The 17,858-nt window shown below is 70.1% G+C and carries 13 protein-coding genes; 6 read left to right on the top strand and 7 right to left on the bottom strand.

Annotated features, from left to right (window positions below; translation table 11 throughout):
* Positions 1-57 precede the first annotated feature (57 nt).
* A complete protein-coding gene (locus ACYVF7_RS34240; protein ID WP_460348871.1) occupies positions 58-1,416 on the bottom strand; it encodes a hypothetical protein in 1,359 nt (452 codons plus the stop codon).
* Positions 1,417-1,574: 158 nt separating this feature from the next.
* Here ACYVF7_RS34240 and ACYVF7_RS34235 point away from each other — a divergent pair, with 158 nt between their 5' ends.
* From ACYVF7_RS34235 to ACYVF7_RS34215, 5 genes are all read left to right on the top strand, one after another.
* Positions 1,575-2,288 (top strand): hypothetical protein, encoded by a 714-nt coding sequence (locus ACYVF7_RS34235; RefSeq protein ID WP_460348869.1) that lies wholly within the window; start codon positions 1,575-1,577, stop codon positions 2,286-2,288.
* Positions 2,289-2,298: 10 nt separating this feature from the next.
* A complete protein-coding gene (locus ACYVF7_RS34230) occupies positions 2,299-2,904 on the top strand; it encodes a hypothetical protein (RefSeq protein ID WP_460348867.1) in 606 nt (201 codons plus the stop codon).
* Between the two features lie 40 nt (positions 2,905-2,944).
* On the top strand, positions 2,945-3,169 hold the full coding sequence (locus ACYVF7_RS34225; protein WP_460348865.1) for a hypothetical protein: 225 nt from the start codon (positions 2,945-2,947) through the stop codon (positions 3,167-3,169).
* 120 nt (positions 3,170-3,289) lie between these two features.
* A complete protein-coding gene (locus ACYVF7_RS34220) occupies positions 3,290-4,453 on the top strand; it encodes a YcaO-like family protein (RefSeq protein WP_460348863.1) in 1,164 nt (387 codons plus the stop codon).
* Positions 4,450-5,814, top strand: coding sequence for a TfuA-like protein (locus tag ACYVF7_RS34215; protein ID WP_460348861.1), 1,365 nt, complete (start codon positions 4,450-4,452; stop codon positions 5,812-5,814). Before ACYVF7_RS34220 ends, ACYVF7_RS34215 begins: the two co-directional genes overlap by 4 nt.
* Here ACYVF7_RS34215 and ACYVF7_RS34210 read toward each other — a convergent pair.
* Both ACYVF7_RS34210 and ACYVF7_RS34205 read right to left on the bottom strand, forming a co-directional pair.
* On the bottom strand, positions 5,786-7,039 hold the full coding sequence (locus tag ACYVF7_RS34210) for an MFS transporter (protein ID WP_460348859.1): 1,254 nt from the start codon (positions 7,037-7,039) through the stop codon (positions 5,786-5,788). The two genes, ACYVF7_RS34215 and ACYVF7_RS34210, sit on opposite strands and share 29 nt — an antisense overlap.
* A gap of 935 nt (positions 7,040-7,974) precedes the next feature.
* Positions 7,975-8,262 (bottom strand): hypothetical protein, encoded by a 288-nt coding sequence (locus tag ACYVF7_RS34205; RefSeq protein WP_460348857.1) that lies wholly within the window; start codon positions 8,260-8,262, stop codon positions 7,975-7,977.
* Positions 8,263-8,403: 141 nt separating this feature from the next.
* On the opposite strand from ACYVF7_RS34205, the gene ACYVF7_RS34200 reads away from it, so the two are divergent.
* Positions 8,404-11,520, top strand: coding sequence for a hypothetical protein (locus ACYVF7_RS34200; protein WP_460348855.1), 3,117 nt, complete (start codon positions 8,404-8,406; stop codon positions 11,518-11,520).
* A 713-nt stretch (positions 11,521-12,233) separates the two neighbouring features.
* On the opposite strand, the gene ACYVF7_RS34195 is transcribed toward ACYVF7_RS34200, so the two are convergent.
* The 4 genes from ACYVF7_RS34195 to ACYVF7_RS34180 all read right to left on the bottom strand — a co-directional run bounded on the left by ACYVF7_RS34195 (position 12,234) and on the right by ACYVF7_RS34180 (position 17,780).
* Positions 12,234-12,446 carry a hypothetical protein gene (locus ACYVF7_RS34195; protein WP_460348852.1) on the bottom strand — a complete coding sequence of 71 codons (213 nt, stop codon included), beginning with the start codon at positions 12,444-12,446 and terminating at the stop codon, positions 12,234-12,236.
* Positions 12,447-13,161: 715 nt separating this feature from the next.
* Positions 13,162-13,947 (bottom strand): thiopeptide-type bacteriocin biosynthesis protein, encoded by a 786-nt coding sequence (locus ACYVF7_RS34190; RefSeq protein ID WP_460348850.1) that lies wholly within the window; start codon positions 13,945-13,947, stop codon positions 13,162-13,164.
* Positions 13,948-13,962: 15 nt separating this feature from the next.
* Entirely contained in the window at positions 13,963-15,039 is a 1,077-nt protein-coding gene (locus tag ACYVF7_RS34185; RefSeq protein ID WP_460348848.1) for a lanthionine synthetase C family protein, read from the bottom strand.
* Positions 15,036-17,780, bottom strand: coding sequence for a lantibiotic dehydratase (locus ACYVF7_RS34180; protein ID WP_460348846.1), 2,745 nt, complete (start codon positions 17,778-17,780; stop codon positions 15,036-15,038). Before ACYVF7_RS34180 ends, ACYVF7_RS34185 begins: the two co-directional genes overlap by 4 nt.
* Positions 17,781-17,858 lie beyond the last annotated feature (78 nt).

Raw genomic sequence — 17,858 nt, 5'->3', positions numbered from 1 at the left:
CGAGGCGGTCAGGCCCGCGTGGCTCGGACCTGTCGTCGATCACGTCGGTGGCAGCGGCTATGCGGTCAGGCGCTCGCGAAGCTGTCGTGCGTGGCTGGGCGAGACTGCTTCGAGGTCGGTGGCGATGCTGTTTGCCTGTGTCATCAACAGTGGTACGCGCAGTTGCGGGGGGATTGTGGTGATCGCGTCACCGGCAACACGGGTGGCTTCGGCGGCTTCTCGACGTTCGACTAGCAGGCGGGCGCGGCTGAGCAGGATGAGCGGCCGGTCCATGGGGTCGGCGGCGGGGTAGCTGGCCAGTGCGCGCTCCTGCGCTGCCCATGCGCCAGCGTCTCCGACCGCGGTGAGCACCCAGGAGGCGTAGGCGGCGAGTTCGCGTTCGGGGAAGCCGAAGAACTGCTCGCCGGTCTGGGCTGGTGTGAGTCGCCCGGCGAGGTGTTCGGCACGGCCGAGCTCTGTGCGGGCCTGCTCGGCGTGACGCGAGCCGAGACTGGCATGCGCGCGGGCGGCGAGCCCAGCGAGCTGAGCGGCCGGTGCGGACGGCGTGTCGCCGAGTTCGGTGCGGGCGCGAGCGGCGATGGGAAGGACAGCGGCGGGTTGTGGGCCGTACATGGCGGTCATGGCGCGGGCCATCGCGATCCAGTACCGCTGGGTGGTGTCGCCGGCCTGGGCGGCGTATCTGTCAGCGGTGTGCAGCCACGCGCGTGCCTGGCGCTCGTCCTCCAGGTCGGTCCACAGCGCGCCTGTTAATCCACCGAGCCGGGACGCGACGAGCAGCAGCTCCTTCTCGCGGGGGTAGCGCTCGACGAGGCCGGCGACCTCCTCCAGGTCGGGAACGAGCCGGCTCAGCAGGTCCCGGGGAGCGAACTGCCCGTAGGAGGCGACGTGGCCGGTGGCGACCTCGTGCCAGTGTTCGACGTCGGCGGTCGGCAGGACGTGTCGCAGGCCGGAGTCCATCTGTGCGCGGATTCGTTCGAGGTGGGCCAGGATCGGCGTGACCGCCGCGGCTTGGAAGAATTCGCGGCGTCTCACTGGGACCTCCTCGGCCGGGACGGCGTCCTTTATCAGAGTAACGATCGGATGGTCATCCGTCAGGCCCAGACGATTCAAGGTGGTGCGGTACCACAGGCCGAACAGCGGCCGATAAGTCGGGCCGGGGGTCTCATGGCCGTTCTCCCATCGGGACAGCTGCTGCGTCGTCAGGCCGCAGTTGATCTCTTCATCGGCGGCTAAGCCCCGCAGGCCGGCGACCACGCCCGCTTGGGCCTGGCCCATCGCCAGTCGCCAGGCCATCAGCAGAGTCGGCGTCTGGGCCTTGTCGTGAACGGCCTGCGCCAGTTGCCACGGCGTCCAGCCCTGGGCGGCGGCCGTGGCGCGGAGCTCGGCCGCGATTTCCTCCCGGCGCGTGGAGTCCACGCGCGCAACCTAACACGGGCCCGCACTGCGTTCGGCGGATCGGCGGTTGCGGACTTCCCACAACGGCGGGTTGAGGGTGACTGCCAATTGAGCGCCCCAACGTCGCAGCTGAGCATCGCGGTAAGGGCATCGGACAGCACATCTCGGGTGAGGCGTGCGTGCACATCAACAGCGTCTCCTCCCGGCTCGGTCCCTGCTCCTTGCTGAAGCCACTCCGCGACGACAACGGAAAGGGGACGGTGGCGATGGCCGAGACGACGACACCACGCGCCGTATGGGAGGAGGAGGGCCTGGTCCGCGTGCCGGGCTTCCTGCCCGCCGAGCGGCTCGAGGCCCTTGAGGCCGAAGCCGCGCAGCAGGCTGGGCAGTCCGAGCCGTACGAGCGGGCCGAGACCTCCGGACACAGAGACGGATCATTCGCGGCGCCGGCGCACTGCCACATGGCCGCCGGCGGCCCGGTGCTTCACGACCTGCTGACCGACAAGGCGCTGCTGCTGGTGCTGCGCGAGATGACAGGCATGCGGCGGCTCGTCCCGTTCGGGTGCGTCTACGTCACCTACAACGAGGGCGACTTCCAGGGCCTGCACACCGATGATGTGAAGTCCACGCTCACGGTCGGGCTCGCCCTCACCGGCAACCTCGCCCCGATGGGCTGGGCGCCGGGCCTGCGGGCCGTCTACCCGGACGTGCTCGGCAAGGTCGTCGCCGAGCATGGAATCTTCCCCGAGGGGGAGGGCTTCGAGCATCTGGAGCACCCGCACGGGCCCGGCCTGCTGCAGGGCTGGGCCGGATACGACATCCCCCATTGGCGGGCCCCGCACACCGACAGCCGCTCCGCCGTGCTGGCGACGCTGTCCTACCTGGACCTGTGAGGGGGCGCGAATGCTGCGCGCACAGTGGCTGGCCGAAGGTCGCGTCCAGCTCCCGGCCGACGCGATCCCCGACCAGTTGTGGGTCGACCTGACCACCGAAGCCGAAAAACTCGAAGGCGAGGCGATTCTGCGGGAGCGGGGCGTGCCGGGCCTGCAGATGCTGCGGGACGGCAGTATCACCTCGCCGCAGCGCTGCCACGTCCACCCGGGCGGCGAAGCCCTCAAGACTCTCGTACGGCACTCGGCGTTGATGGAGCTGGCGTGTGAGGCCACCGGCAGCACGGACATGGTCGCGATCCGCTGGGGTTACAAGTGGTACCGGCCCGGCGACCACATGCAGGTGCACCGCGATGAGGGGAAATGCGCCATCACCTTCTCCGCCGGCCTCATCGGTGACCTCGGCACGATGGGCTGGCTGCCGAACCTGCGGTGGCTGCCCAGCCCTGAGATCGCCGACCGCTTCTGCGGCACCGAGTTCCCCCACGACAACGGCGACTTCTCCGTGCTGCACCGGGTCATGACCGGCTTCGACGGTGTGCGCGTCCCGCACTGGCGCCCGCCGTACGAGGACCAGCTCGGCGTCATGGTCACCTGCTGCTTCACCTCACGCGTGTAGACCCTGCGCGCGTCACCCCCACAAGGAAGGGAGCACCCCCATGTCCACCTCCACCACGACCGCGGCCCCGTCCGCCGCGGCGGAGCCGGTCGACTTCGACCCGGCCGACTTCATCGCCGAGCTCCGCGACGAGGGCCAGTTCCCGATCACGGCGGGCGGTGACCCGGCCGTGCCCGACAGCCTCGGCAGCGACCCCGCCCGCTGGGCGGCCGAGTACATGGGCCACGCCAAGCGAAAGCTCGGTCTGCCTGACTTCGTCGACTAGTCCCGACCGCGCCCCAACACACTGATTCGGGCCGAAGGAACGCAAACACAGGGCAGGCCCCGCAACGGGCCTGCCCTGCCCTCTGGGAAGACGCCCCGCAGACACGGCACGGAGACGACTATGCAGAAGACGTTCTTCTCTGGCACTCACCGCACCCGGCACCCGGCTGACACGCTCGCCGCGATCAGCCCCCTGCTCGCCTCCTACGGCATCACCCGCTTGGCCGACGTCACTGGCCTCGACGACATCGGCATCCCCGTCGTCATCGCTGTACGGCCCCTCGCGGCCACGCTCGCGGTCGCCCAAGGCAAGGGGGCGACCCTGGACGCGGCACGCGTCTCGGCGGCGATGGAGGCGATCGAGTTCTGGCATGGCGAACGCGCGATCCCGGCCCCAGCTGTGACCGACGCCGCGGCCGCAGGCCTGGACCTGCCGTACCCGGTGACGGAGCTGGAGCAGCACGCGGGCAGCCTGCTCACCGACCGCACCCGCATGGACTGGATCACCGCGGTCTCGGCCGTGACCGGCGCACCGGTGTTGCTGCCGCGCCCGCTGGTGCGGATCGGCCGGCACGTCCGCAGCGAGTGGCGGATCTACATGCTCACCGCCTCCACCAACGGTCTCGCCTCCGGCAACACCCGCGCCGAGGCGATCATCCACGGGCTGTGCGAGGTGATCGAGCGGGACACCACCAGCCGCCTGACCGGCCAGGCCACCGACGCCCAGGAGCACATCGACCCAGCCACGGTCACGGACACCTGGTGCGCCCGGCACCTGGAACTACTCGAAGCCGCCGGGGCGTGGGTCGAGCTCGTGCACCTGCCCAACCGGTTCGGCGTGCCCGTGATGGTGTGCCACCTGTGGCACGAGGACGCCGGAAGCGCGATCGTGTCCGGCTCCGGAGCGCACCGCGACCCCGGCGTGGCCCTGTCCCGAGCGATCACCGAAGCCGTGCAATCCCGCCTGACCCACATCTCCGGTGCCCGCGACGACATCACCTCCCTCGTCTACCGGCCAGGCCAATACCGCCCGCCGGTCACCCCCGCCGCTTCGCAGGCGTGGCCGGACATCGCCGCGCGGCACACCACGGCGCACGCGACCGATGACGCCGACGCCGCGTGGCTGGCCACCCGCATCACCCAGGTCACCGGCTGGGAACCCCTCGTCGTCGACCTCACCGGCCCGAACCGGCCGTTCGCGGTGGTGCGGGTCGCCGCACCGGGCCTGATCTACTCCGCCCGGCACGTCATCCCCCGCCCCGAACCCGCCGGAGCCGCCGCATGACCACGCCCGCGCTGCACGTGTTCGCCGGCCCCACCATCACGGCCGCACGCGTCCGGTCGCTCGCCCCGGCCGCGACCGTCCACCCGCCCATCCAGCACGGCGACCTGCTCCGCCTGCGCCTCTCGCCCGGCGACACCGTGGTGATCGTCGACGGCCTGTGGCACCAAGTGCCACCCGTCCGGCACAAGGAAATCCTGCTGCTCCTCGACGAGGGCGTCACCATGGTCGGCGCGGCCAGCATGGGCGCACTGCGCGCCGCCGAGCTCAACCCCTACGGCATGCTCGGCATCGGCTGGGTCTACGAGCAGTACGCCAGCGGCGCGATCGACGCCGACGACGAAGTCGCCGTCGCCCACACCCCCGAAGGCCGGCCGCTGTCAACCGCGCTGGTCTGCATCCGTCACGCCTTGGCGGTCGCTGCCGACGCTGGCGTCATCACCCGTCCGGACGCCGACCGGCTCTTCGACCTGGCTCGGAGCATGCCGTTCCAGCGGCGCACCTGGAAGGCCCTGAAGTACCTCGCCACCGGCGACATTGCCGGGTCCTATGCACGGGTGATGGCGTGGCTCGATGCGCAGGGACCGGCGGTCACCAACGTCAAGGCGCGCGACGCCGAGCTCGCCGTCACACAGGCCACCGCCGGGCGGCTCCCTACGGCCCCCGTGTGCGGGTGGCGGTCCGAGCAGTGGCGGACCTCCCATCTGCGGCGCTGGATCGCGATCCACCGGCCAGCCGCCTTCACCGAGCAGGCGAGCGTGCCGTTCATCGCGGTCCTGAATCACGCGCAGCTGTACGACCCCGGCTTCGCCGAACGCTGGCGCCGCCATGTTCTCGCCTGGATCGCCTCCCACCCGCCCGGCGCCGACGACCTCGAGGGCCAGGCGCTCGCCGCCGCCCACGCTCGGGGACTCGACGCGAACGCGCTCACGCCCGCGCAGATCGGCTACTGGGCGACACCGGCCGAGATCGCCGACCTGTGCCGACGGGAACTGCTGCTGCGGATCCTCGTACGCTCGGCGCGCCTGGACCCGACCGCGAGCCTTTGGCCGGAGACCCCTGCCGAGGCCGCCGGACTCTTGGACGTCGACGCGAGCGCCGCGGCGGCCGTGACCGCCTGGACCACCAACCAGCAGGTGGCAGCGACCGGGCCGGGCCGCACGCCCGACCACCTCGACCCCGAGCGCATCCGCGCGCAGCTGGCCGGCGAGTGGGGAATCGACCCGTCCGAGGCGGCGGAGCTGACCGCCGCTGCGCGCGATCGCGGCATCCTGTCGCTGCCGGACGCCGTGGAGGCAGCGCGGCCGTTCTACCTCGCCGCCCGCACCGGGCAGGTCAGGACCGTGACGACGTCCCAGCCGTGACCGGCACCGCCCCAGCGGCCGGGAGTTCCTCGGCCGCGCGGGCGGGCAGCCGCATCGCCCGGACCTGACGACTGAGCAGCGGCACGAACGCGATCGTCACGATCACCGCGGCGCAGCCCGCCAACGCCGGGACGACACCAGCAGCCGCAGCGAGCGGGCCGGCCAGCAGGTAGCCCAGCGGGATCGGGAGCTGCTGGCCGACCAGGCTGTAGGACGACGTCCGGGCCTGCATCTCCACCGGCACCTCGGCCTGCTGATAGGTCCCGAACGTGTTGATGCTGACGTCCAAGCCGACACCGGTCACGAACGTCGCCGCCACCAAAACCGGCAGCGGAGCATGTGCGGCCAGCGCCACCAGCGGCAACGCCATCGACGCGGTCGCGGTACAGGTCACCAGTCCGACCCGGCGGGGGCGCAGCAGCAGCACCACCACGGACCCGGTGATCAGCCCGGCGGCGAACCCGGAAACGATCAGGCCCCACGCCGGCGCTCCACCCAGGTGGTCGCGCGCGTACAGCGGACCGAGGACCTGATAGCCGATCAGCCACGGCGTGATGCATGCCGCGCCTTGAGCCACCATGATCCACAGCCAGCGACGGGACCAGAAGTCGGTCCACCCTTCCCGCAACGCGCCGAGCATTCGCTTGCCCTTCATAGGGGTAAGCGGTACCCGAAGGCGCGACAGCATCCACGCCGCGGCGACGAACGTGGCCGCGTCGTATCCGATCGCGGTCTCAGCCCCGGCGGCCGCGATGAGCACGCCGGCCACCGCCGGAGCGGCGATCTTCACGACGTTCTGGCCGAGCCGCAAGAGGGCGTTCGCCTCCCGCAGTGACTCGCGGGGGACCAACTGCCGTACCGTGCCCTGGGCGGCCGGGCCGAAGAATGCCCCGGCCGCGCCGCTGATGACGCCCGCCGTCAGCAGCTGCCACAGCGCCGCGTGCCCCGTGAACAGCAGCACGGCGACGATCGCTTGCGTGGCTCCCGAGACCAGGTGCGCGATGATCATTATCCGGCCGCGTGGATGCCGGTCTGCGACCGCGCCGCCGATCAGCATCAGCAGCATCTGCGGGACCATGCTGATCGCGAGCACACTGCCCAGCGCGCCGGCTCCGCCGCCGATCTGCAGCACAGCCCACGCCAGCGCGATCGGCGCCATCGACGAGCCGGTCTGCGACACGAGCCGCGCGGCCAGGAAACGGCGGTAGGCGGGGCAGGCCGTCACAGGGAAGAGGGCTTCTCTGAGGCGTTTCCCCAGTCCGTTGTCTCGTTCTGGACTCTGAGCTACCACTGGTCCACCCTGCACCACCGGCCACAGGGGAGCGCTCGCTATTGCCAGATTCGGGGTTGACCACACCCGGTCATTGAGCATCCGGGTTTGTCGGTGATGCGACGCGGCCCGACCCAGCCACGCCCGTTGCGCCCGTTGCGCCCGTCGGCGCGCCGACGCCGGACCAGCGCCACGATGCCGCGCTGGGTGCCCGCCCGCTCGCGTCGTGCTCCGCGCGTGCGCGAGGAGCAGTGCCATTTGTCATCCCCGATCTGACGGAGCGAGGGACCGCTATCTCCTCGCGTGTGTCGGAAGCGGCGGTCACGGCACCTACCCGACTATTGGCTGAGGGGCGAGTGCGTCGCTTGTCCCGAAGGATTCCCACCACAGTTGGCCCCTGACCTCTTGAAGCCGTCGTCGGCATCGGGGGCCTGAACGGCTCGAGGTCCTCAGAGCGTCGGAACACGGTGATCGGCGGTGGTCGGACAGCTTGGGTCGGGTATGCGTCGGCGGCTTGAGCAGCCACAAGCTCGGCTTGTGGGAGACCACAAGGCGAGCTTGTGGTCAGTTCGATGAGGACCGTGAGACCGGATAGATCAGCTGCAGGTGCCATCCACGGTCCTTCGTGAGCCGTCTGAGGCGTGCGCCCCATCTCCGCTCGATCGGCTGCCATAGGAGCGTTGCGGGGTGCGCCGATGCGGCCCAGTGCGGGATGAACACGGTCATGCCGGATCCGCAAGTCCGCGATCTCGACGGCCGCGGCCTATCCAGCTGCGTGCTGCGTTGCGCCGTGGACGCGTCCAGAGCGTGCGGAAGGGAATCGCGGCTGGATGGCTGGGTCGACAAAGGCTGCGGGCTGTTCCCTCTTTCGAACGCGAGCGATGGGCGGTTCATGACCGGTTCGACGGCGGGGTCCGGCCGGTGGAGCGCGGACGTGTCGGGGTCGAAGCGGTCCAGGGGAGCATGCGGAAGGCACGGTCGCTGATCCGCTTGGGTGCGTACAACGCGGTCAAGATGACCGTGATCGTCAGAGCGGCTTCAAGCACAGTCACGAGCGCTGCTAGGGCGGGTGCGGTCAGCCACAGACCGATTTGCAGAAGCCCTGCGGTGGTCCAGGCCATCGCGGTGGCGGTCTTGGTCGCGGTGCCGGAGGCGGGGGAGTGTGATGTGTCGGCCATGCCCGCAGGCTGTTGCGGGCGCGGGTGCGTCCGGTAGGCGGTTAGGACACGGTCGGACTGATGCCGTTTCCGGCCAGGCAGAGGCGGCCGGTGTCCGGGCGAGGGAGGATCCGAACCGTTCGGACAACGAAGAGGGGCTGGATGCCGCGGGGGCCGGGGGATTTCGGGAAGGCGTTCACGGCGCTGCTGCGCGCGGCCGGGTTGAACCCGGACGGGGTGCGCCGTGCGCTGCCCGGGGTGGTGTCGCGCAGCGTCTTGTACGACTGGATGAAAGGAGCCCATCTGCCGGCGGATACCGAGCCGTTGGTGGATGTGGTGGAGCTGTGTCTTGAGCGGGCTGGTCGTGGCCTTGACGTCGGTGGTGTGCGCGGTGACGTGGACGGGTGGCTGGAGTTGCTGGCCGAGGCCAAGCAGACCCGTGATAGCGAGGTCGAACGCCGCCGGATGCCTCGTCGCCTGCCGGCTTCCACAGCGGACGCTGATGGTGGAGCCGGCCAGGTGGTGGACGAAGGGTGGCCGGTCGAGCGGTGGGGGCCGCTGCGGTTGGGCGTGCATCGAGCAATCGGCGGTGGCCTGCTACCGGCGTATGTCCGGCGGGCACACGATCACCTGCTGTATGCGGTGCTGAATCCGCAGGTGGCCGCGAATCGCCTTGTCGTGCTGCGTGGCGGGTCCTCGACGGGCAAGTCTCGTGCCGCCTATGAGGCGGTGCGGGCGCGACTGCCGCGCGTGCCGGTGCTGTACCCGCGGACCGCCGCCGACTTGGCGGCGTTGCTGGATCGGTGTGTGCTGAACGGGTCGGTGCTGTGGTTGAACGAGCTGCGGCATTACGCCGAAGACGCCGGCGGGCAGAGGACACTGGCGAGGCTGGCCGATGTGTTGATGGGCCGGGATCACCTGGTGGTCATCACGAGCGTGTGGCCGGAGTACTGGGCGGCCTATGTCGTGGATCACCACGATGGTCCCGGTACCGCCGATCCGGTGTCGGCGACCCGTGCGCTGCTGACCGCGTTGCCGGAGTTGAACGGGGTTTCCCCGGTCAGCATCAACGCCGCCGGAGGCGGCGTCATTGACGTGCCGATGGCTTTCACGGCCGAGGATCTGACAAGGGCGCGCCGCCGCGGCGACCCGCTGCTGGAGGAGGCCATCGTCGCAGCGGAAGTCGCGGGCGCACCCGGGCAGGTTACTCAGTACCTGGCCGGTCTTCCCGCCCTGCTCGAGCACTATCAGGGCCCCGGCGCTGATCCCTATGGACAGGCGCTGATCACGGCGGCGATGGACGCGGTCCGGCTCGGTCACCACCATCCGCTCGGCCAGGAACTGCTTCAGCAGGCCGCCGAAGACTATCTGGCGCCCCCGCACCGGGCGTTGCCGGAATTGGGCTGGCACGAGGCGATGGCGAAGGCCTCGGCGTACGCCACACGAACGCTGAAAGGCGCTGTCCGCGCATTGGAGCCGGTCCCGCCCGAGCGCGGCATCGGCGTGGCCGGGTACCGCCTCGCCCACTACCTCGACCAGCACGCCGACCGCTACCGGCGCGAACGAATCCCACCAAGATCTTTTTGGACCGCTGCCGCGACCTACGCCAGCCCTGCCGACCTCGCGAGTCTCGGCGACGCCGCGTGGCGACGGGGGCTGTACCGGATCGGTGCGCAACTGCTCAAGGACGCCGCTGTCAACGGTAACGCTGACGCTGCAGTCTCCCTCGTCGAACGTCTTCATTCGTTGGACCCGACCGACCACCGTGCCGCGAACTGGGCTGCCACGCACGTCCCTCTTGACGACCCGGTCGTGATCGGCCGCCTGCTGAATCTGTTCGCGAAGATCGGCGGCGATGCTGAGGTGCACACGCTGCTGGCCCGCAACCCAGCCGCGTCTGTGTGTCTGGACCGCACGTATGCGGTGGGCTCGTTGCTGGAGACGCTGCGGGAAGCCGGGGCGGGTGAGCAGGCGACGGCCTTGCTGGCGCGCGATCCGGTGGCGCGTGTTCCCCTGGACGCCCCCGTCCCTGTGGCTCGGCTGCTGGACACGCTGCGGCAGGTCGGAGCAGATGATCACGTGCAGGCCTTGGTGGCACGCGATCCCGCCGCATGTGTCGCGATCGACGATCCGGCGGCTGTCCTTGATCTGCTGTACAGCGTGGCGCAGGTCGGGGCGAGTGATCAGGTGAACGCGCTTGCCACTCGGGTCATCGCGTACCGTCACCGCTACGACCCACGGCACGTGGCTACGTTGCTGAGCATCCTGGGGATGATCGGCGCTAATGACCATGTCGTCGCGCTCGCTGAGCGGGCGGCTGCTGAGTGTGCCTTGGACGCGCGGGGTGTCGCTTGGTTCCTGATGGCTTTGCGAGAGGTCGGTGCCGAACAGCCGTTGATGACGTTGCTGGCCCGGAACCCTGCGATGCACATTCCGCTGGAGCCGTTCGACGTTCACCGGCTCTGGGAGGGGTTGCAGGCCGTGGGTGCTGCGGAGCAGGTTGCGGTGCTCCTCGCTCGTGACCCGGCCGCCCACGTGGGCTTGAGCGACGTGTTTTCCGTGGGGGCACTGCTGGAATGGATGCGGGAAGTCGGTGCCGACGGCCAGGTGACGGCGCTGGCTGAACGGGTCGCTGCCGGTGCGGACCTGACTCATGCTCGGGGTGTGGCGTGGCTGTTGGACTCACTCGGAAAGGCTGGGGCCCAGGAGCAGGTCGCCGCGCTGCTGACTCGCGATCCCGCCGCATGCGTCGCGCTCGATGATCCGGCCGGGATCGCAGATCTGCTGGCCAGCTTGAGGAACGTCGGAGCGGATGAGCAATTCACTGCGCTGGCCGAGCGTGCCGTCGAGAACGTCGCAGTGGAGGACGCGGACGGCGTTGCGATGCTGCTTAAGGTCTTGGGACAGGCTGCGCACGGCGCCCAGTTCGCGGCGCTGGCTGACCGGGCCGCCGGGGGTGTCGAGGTTGAGGACACCGATGCGGTGGCAGCGCTGCTGAAGGTTCTGAGGAGATTCGATGCCGGGGAGCCGTTCTGCGTGCTCGCTGAGCGGGCCGTGACTCAGGCCAGTTTGGATTTTCCGTTCGCTGTGACATCACTGCTGGACAGCCTGCGGGGGGCCGAGGCTGACGAACTGGTCATCAGGTTGGCCGAGCGCGTGGCCGCAGCCGGGTTGTTCGATCAGTTCATGACCGTTGCCGATCATCAGGAGCGGTTCTGGTTCGGCCGCGAACCGGACGGGACCGCTGCCGAGCCGTGGACGTGGGACGAGTTGAAGTAGCCGGTTCCGAAGAGGGTGGTTCGATCGTCTCGGAGCGGGAGGAGCAGAGAACCCGGTGGAAGGCTTCACGTCTTGGTGAGGGCTATAGCCGACGGTACTCCCGAGCGGCCCCTTCGACCGGTGCTAGCACCGGATGATCAGTCGATGCCGCTGGCAATCTGCCGCCGTGCCCAACGTCGAAGCTTCCACCGACCGAGCGGCCCGTACGCGAACCTGAAGCTGGCACTGTCCCCGTCCACGACCAACCAGAGCCGTCTGACGGTCGGATAGCCGTCGGTCGAGCGCAGCCGCAGGCGGAGCATACGACTACGAAGCACCCCTCTCAACGTGTCCGCATCCCGCGGGGACTGCAGCACCGGCCGAATGGATTCGAACGCCGGGAAAGCCTGGAACTCGCATCTCACCCATGGGTAATCCCTCTCGACCTCCCGCAGCAAAGCGATCGGCCGGCGCCCACGCGTGAGCACGTAATCAGGATCATCCACCTCAGCCACTCCTGCTAGCCACGGCTTCCCCGCCTTGTATGCCATGTAGCTTGCCTCGTCCCTACCACCGAAGGAAGCCTCCGGTGGGGGCGCTCTGGCTCCGGGATGGGAGCCACGTGGGCCCGGGGTCACGTCCACGCGGGTGGTGTATGAGCCAGCCTTCGCGTGATCCTGTTTCTGCAGGTTGCGCGGTGATCGCTTGAGTGGTGGTGTCCTGCGCGAGACGGTCTACGGCGCGTCGCGCTGACCGGGCCGAAGCTCCACGATCTCGACCAGGCTGTCGATGTCCATGTACGCCAGAGCCTCGTCGGGGTCGCGGAAGTATCCGGGGCCGACAAGGATCCCGCGCTGGCTGACGCGGATCCATTGCTGCGGGCCGCAGCTGCCGCGGTCGAGGACGATCACCTCCATGCGTCGCCTGAACTCGTCGACCCAGAACATGGGAACAGGGTAATGACCTGCGTGAACCTCTCGAACAGGTGGTGCCCGCTGGTGACGCAGGCGCGGGTTGCGTTGTGCGCATCGATCTGCCCGAGGGGCTGGTACGCCCCTGACCGAGCCGTCATCGTCGGTGGTGTCGTTGACGGATTCGTCCTGACCCGCGTTCGCAAAATCCGCCGGTCAGTTCCGTTCGAGTTCGCTGTGCGCGGGCATCGAGGTCGCTACCGTAGAACGACGTCTTGCGGGTTGCACTATCGAGGTGGCAAGTTCCTAAAAAGCGTGCTGCTCGCCTCGATGAGGCAAGTCGTAAACAGGCTTCTCGTGCTCCGGTGCGGGAGATGGAGCGGGGCGCCCCCGGAGGGACGCCCCTTACCGAGGGGTCGGCCGGGCTTAGCTTCGAGGCGCGCTCGGCCGGCTTCCCCTCGACGCGGCGACGGCGTATCCGATTCCGGCGGCGATGCCGACGGATCCGGCCGCGACCACCACGGCGAGCGTTGCCGTTGTCTGGCAGCGGCGCCGCCATCTGGCGGCTTGCCGGACAGTCATCCGGACATCTCCCTTCTGCTGTCTCGATTGGGTGATCGAGTGCTGACAGCGAGGTGTGCCCGGAGGCAACGGCATGACCGTACTGCCGATCAGGGTCGTGTCGCGGGGCTTCGGTGAATCGTGGTGTATCGGGGTGATTCGTCCTGCCGCGGTTGCGTTAGCTGCCGATCTACGCGCATGGCGTGCTGCCGAAGATGGCTTCCTTCGCGGCCTGGGCGAGGGTGGCCTGGGTGGTCGCGGGGAGTCCGATTCGGTTCCAGTGGAAGATCACGTGTAGTGCGATCACCGTGCGTAGGCCTCGCGTGAGTTCGCCGTTTTCGCGCAGGGTCAGGAGTGCTCTGCCGGTGTCCTCGAACGCGGTGAGCCATCCGCCCGCGATGGTGTCTGCGCGGGCGGTGCCGAGGAGGAGGTGACGGACGTCGCTGGTGAAGGAGGCCCACACCTGGGGGTCTGGGCCGGATGGTTGGCCGGGCAGTCCGGCGCGTTGTTCGGCGAGACGTGCCCACACGTCGCCTTGCTCGTTCCAGTCGAGTTCCGCGGCCCGCATGAGCGCGGTGCACAGCACGAGTGAGTGTTCTCGCCGGTCGGTGGGGTCGTCGTGGAGAAAGGTGAGGAGGTGGCGGCTGTCGTGGTGGAACAGGGCGTGCGCGGCGTCCATGCTGGCGGGGCCGCCGAAGGCGTGGATTTCGGGTTCGTAGATGTCGTCGGTCCAGGTGACTCCGGTAGTGAGGAGCGGGTGGAGCGGGTCGCTGCGGTCGTGGGCGTGCGCCTGCTCGGTGAGGAGGTAGCGGACGCGCCAGTGGCCTTTGCGGATGAACCACCAGGAGGTGATGAGGCCGTCGGCTTCGGCGTCGGGCAGGATCGGTGCGAGGTGGCCGATGGCGTGGCGTTCACGCTGGTGAGAGTCAGAGCCGGGGTAGGCGATGTTGACCTGTTTCCAGGAGGTCTCTTCCACTGGTTGGCCTTTCGGTCAGCAGAGCAGGAGGCAGGAGTCCCACGACGTCGCCGTTGTTTCAGCGGCGGCCAGGGTGGCGCCGGCCGACCCGTCGAGGAATCCGGCGGGTTCGTCCGCTGCGGCGATGGCTTGGTGGTGTCGGCGCAGCAGTGGTGTGAGGGGTATCGGGGTGAGGGCGTCGGCGGCGATCCGGCGTCCGGTCGCCAGGAGCCCGGCGGTTCCGTGGCACAGGCTGCGGTCGATGAGATGGGCTGTCTGTGCGGGGTCGGTCACGCAGCCGGTGAATGCGGTTTCGGCGTTGCGCTGGCGGGTGGTGTCGTCGAGGGCTCGGGCGGCGAGTTGCTGGGCGCGGGCGATGCCGGGGGTGCCGTAGCACCAGGACGGGCGTAGCGGACCCGGCTGGCTCGGCTCGCCGCGGTGCAGGTCGTCGAGCGTGATGATCTGCGGCCACCAGGTGCCGCTGTCGGTCTGCTGTTCCCAGGCGTCCAGCCATTGGCAGATGCATGTGATCGCTTCGGTGTGTCCGTCGACGGTGACGCCGTCGGACAGGGCGAGGCTGAGAAGGGCGAGTGGGCCGGTGATGCCGTGGGCGATTCCGTGGTTGCTGTGGCCGCCGATTGGCGGTGGCTTCTCGTGGTTGGGGCCGGTCGGGCACCACCAGCCGGGAAGCCCGCCGATGGGCTCGGTGAGCCGGACCAGGTAGGCGAGCACGTCTCGGAGCAGGTCGAGGTCGCCGATGCGGCGTAGAGCGACGCCGAGTCCGGTCAGTCCGCGGATGAGGTCGAATTCGGCGTAGTGCGGTCGGCCGTGTCCGTCGATGCGGCGGTGGGCGGCCTCCAGTCGGTGGCGTGTCACCGTCTGGGTTCCGGCGGCGGCGAGGTCCCGCGCCTGGGCGAGGCTGGGATGGTCGGATCCGGCGAGGACGAAGGCGAGGGCGGGCGCGCCGTAGTAGAGGCTGGCGCCTCCGGCGATGCTGACGCCGTCGGCGACGGCCTGCTCCAGCGCCGCGTACGCCTCCTCCCATCGGCCGGTCTCCAGGTGGAGAAGGGCGACACCGGCCGCCCCGTCGGCGAGGGATTGTCCCGCCGTCATGAGTTCCTCCGGGCGAGGTCGGTGTGGGCGATGGCGCGGGCCAGGCGCAGGCAGTGCCGTTCGGAGGCGGTGTCGACGCCGATCATGCGGGCGTGGTGCAGGTGCAGCAGATCCGCGAGCACCTGGTCGGTGTCGAGGCCTTCGCGGTCGGCTAGGCGCCGGTAGGTGACCAGCGCCGCGGACAGGCTGTCGTCGCCGTAGGGGGCGCGGGCCAGAGCGAGTTGGGCGGGTTGAAGGCGTGGGCCGCTGCGGCGGGGGACGTGTTCGACGAGCCAGCGCAGGCCGTCGCCGGTGAAGGCGTCGGCGATGGCGATCATCCCCGCGGCCGTGGCGGCGTGCCGGTCGCCGGAGAGCCGGTGGAGGGCGGCGCGGGAGTCGGCGGCGAACACGGCCTCGGCGGCGGCGAGGGTCGGCCCGGTCCCGTGGCGGGTTTCGGGCCGGTAGGTGTGCAGGGTGTAGTCGGCCAGCAGGCCATCGTCGTGTAGACGCTCCGCCCACCGGGCGAGGCGTCGGGCAGCGTCGGTGAACGTGGCAGTGCGCAGCGGGATTCGCAGCCGCAGGTGGGGGGCCGGGTCGGGGAAGCGGAGGAACCACCAGCCTGCGGGCAAGTCTCCGTCGGGCCGATCGGCCAGGTGGGCGAGGATGTCGTCGGACCGCCCGAACAGGCGGACGTCCAGCCAGGGCGAGCGTCCGGGCCGGTGGTGGCGGGTGCTGGCGGGCCGTACGGCGCGCGGGGGCCGACGTGGCTGGGTGTTGGTGAGGGTGAGCAGGAGCTCGGCGGGTCTGCCGTCGATCCAGCCGGACGGGCCGGGGGCCTCGGTGAGGACGGCGTGTCCTTGGCGGTCGAGGTGGCTGCGCAGCACCGCCAGGTGGGCGGGCTCGTCCAGGTCGAGACGTAGCCGTACATCGTCGTCGCCGATGAGCACCTCGCGCGGTAGCCGGTGGTGTTCGCGGTGTCGCTGCCAGGCGTCCTGCCACTGCGGCCATGTCGCGGTGCGGGCGGGGAGCGTGGCCTGGCCGATGTTCCAGCGGGCCGGGTGCAGGATGGAGCGGCCCCGCCGCAGGCGTGGCAGGAACGGCAGGTCACGGGCGTGTCCCCAGTCGACTCTGCTGCACGGAGCCGTCCATGCCGTCCAGATCTCTGTCAGGAACCACACGAGCGGCTGCTGCACGGCCGGGAGCACGCAATTGAGCAGCAGCGGCTCGACAGGCCGGCCAGTGGCGCTGGACACCAGCCACAGCCGTTGCCCGTCGCCGGCGACCGCCAGGTCCTCCAGCGTCCGCGCGGGGTCGGGGCAGAAGTCCCCGGCAGGTAGGACGGGTAGCAGTTCGGGCGTGCGGGCGACGGTGGCCAAGCGGGTCTCCAGCGGGGGAGCCGACAGTTGCACCGTGTCTGCGCCGGGCAGGGCGGTCGGCAGGCTCGCGTAGACGCGGCGGAATCGCTCCAGTTCCGCGGGGGCGAGCAGGTGCAGGAACCGGGCGGCCGCGACGCCGGCGTGGCGGGCCCCGCTCACCACGGTCAGCGTGAACGCGCCCCGATCCAGATCACGGAGCGTTTCGGCGGCTAGGGTGAACCGCAGTTCGGTGTGCGGGATCGGCGGCCGATGGTCATCGCCGCGCAGTCGGCCGATCAGTTCGTCATCGAGCACGACCTCGGCGCAGTCGTCCAGGGTGGAGCGTTGGGCGAGTTCGGCGAGCACGCAGTCGCGGGCGGTGAACATCGCCGGGTCACGTCGGTGGGATGCGCCCCGGTATCCGGCGGGGAACCCCAGGATGCGCAGGACGTCACGTAGCGGCACGGCCGCGCCCGGCCCCCACCGGTCGATGAACGCGCGATGATAGGCGGCCCAGCCGGGCAGAGGCGGCGCCAGCGCGGCGAGCGCGGACGCGGCCTCCCGCGCCTCATCGACGACCGCCGGGGGCAGTGTCACCGAGCAGTCGACCCGCAGATCGACCGCGATCTGCTCGGCGGGGTCGGGCAGGTCGCGGTGGCGCGCGAGGTGCGCGGCGGGGTCGGGTTCGGTCATCGGCGGTCGGACCGCTGACAACAGCACCCCGGCGTTCACGAGTTCGGCCAGCAGCTGCTCGGCCGCCGCCATGCCAGCGGGCAACTGAACGGCTATCCAGGCTGCGAGTTCCCTGAACATGATCGGGGATGCGGCCGTCTCTACCGCGATTCGGACGGGGCCGGTCAGATCGATCTCGACATCCCACATTCGGCCGCCCTCGGCGCGCCCGCAAGGGAGCACCCAGGCTCCGCCACGTCGATACCCCAGCGAGTTCGTGACCACCGCGACCGTGCGGAGCGTGGCAAGGTCCTGCTCGGCCTGGGCGGTGTGCTCGGCGATGAACTCCTCGTCGGGGCGGGCCACGGCGTGATGCGCCTCGCCCCAATGGACCGCCGCGCGGGGACCAAGCTCGACCGGTGCCACTCCGGCGAAGTAGCCGAACGGGGTCGCGCGGGTCGTCCACCTCAGCAGGTATCGGACTGTCGTCTCCACCAGACGTCGCAGCCTGCGCGTTTCCGGCAGCTCGCCGGCCAGGGCGCGGGTGATCTGGCGGGCCAGCTGCGGCGCGGCGGACGTGACAGTCGTTGCGAAAGCCGGGAGTTGCCATATCTGGCTCAGCCATTCCAGCCACTCCTTGGGTTGGTCGGCGGTCAAGTCGGGCCAGGCGGGCAGGGTCGGGTCGTGGGGGTAGGCGGCGGCTCTGATTAACGCGGCGTCGGCGACGTGGAACATGATGCGCTCACCGTTCCGGGGGTCGGTGGGGAGAAGAGGTAGGGCCCGGCCCCGCGAGGGGGCCGGGCCCGGCGGGTG

It is taken from the genome of Actinoallomurus acanthiterrae (genome assembly GCF_054775715.1).
Note: the sequence above shows the minus strand (reverse complement) of the source record. Positions and strands in the feature narration are given on the sequence as shown.

Excerpts from the sequence above, each read along its gene's own strand:
- ACYVF7_RS34185 (WP_460348848.1), bottom strand. The coding sequence starts at position 15,039 with ATGACGGCGGGACAATCCCTCGCCGACGGGGCGGCCGGTGTCGCCCTT.
- ACYVF7_RS34205 (WP_460348857.1), bottom strand. The coding sequence starts at position 8,262 with ATGGCCGACACATCACACTCCCCCGCCTCCGGCACCGCGACCAAGACC.
- ACYVF7_RS34225 (WP_460348865.1), top strand. The coding sequence starts at position 2,945 with ATGTCCACCTCCACCACGACCGCGGCCCCGTCCGCCGCGGCGGAGCCG.
- ACYVF7_RS34200 (WP_460348855.1), top strand. The coding sequence starts at position 8,404 with ATGCCGCGGGGGCCGGGGGATTTCGGGAAGGCGTTCACGGCGCTGCTG.
- ACYVF7_RS34230 (WP_460348867.1), top strand. The coding sequence starts at position 2,299 with ATGCTGCGCGCACAGTGGCTGGCCGAAGGTCGCGTCCAGCTCCCGGCC.
- ACYVF7_RS34215 (WP_460348861.1), top strand. The coding sequence starts at position 4,450 with ATGACCACGCCCGCGCTGCACGTGTTCGCCGGCCCCACCATCACGGCC.
- ACYVF7_RS34180 (WP_460348846.1), bottom strand. The coding sequence starts at position 17,780 with ATGTTCCACGTCGCCGACGCCGCGTTAATCAGAGCCGCCGCCTACCCC.
- ACYVF7_RS34195 (WP_460348852.1), bottom strand. The coding sequence starts at position 12,446 with ATGTTCTGGGTCGACGAGTTCAGGCGACGCATGGAGGTGATCGTCCTC.
- ACYVF7_RS34220 (WP_460348863.1), top strand. The coding sequence starts at position 3,290 with ATGCAGAAGACGTTCTTCTCTGGCACTCACCGCACCCGGCACCCGGCT.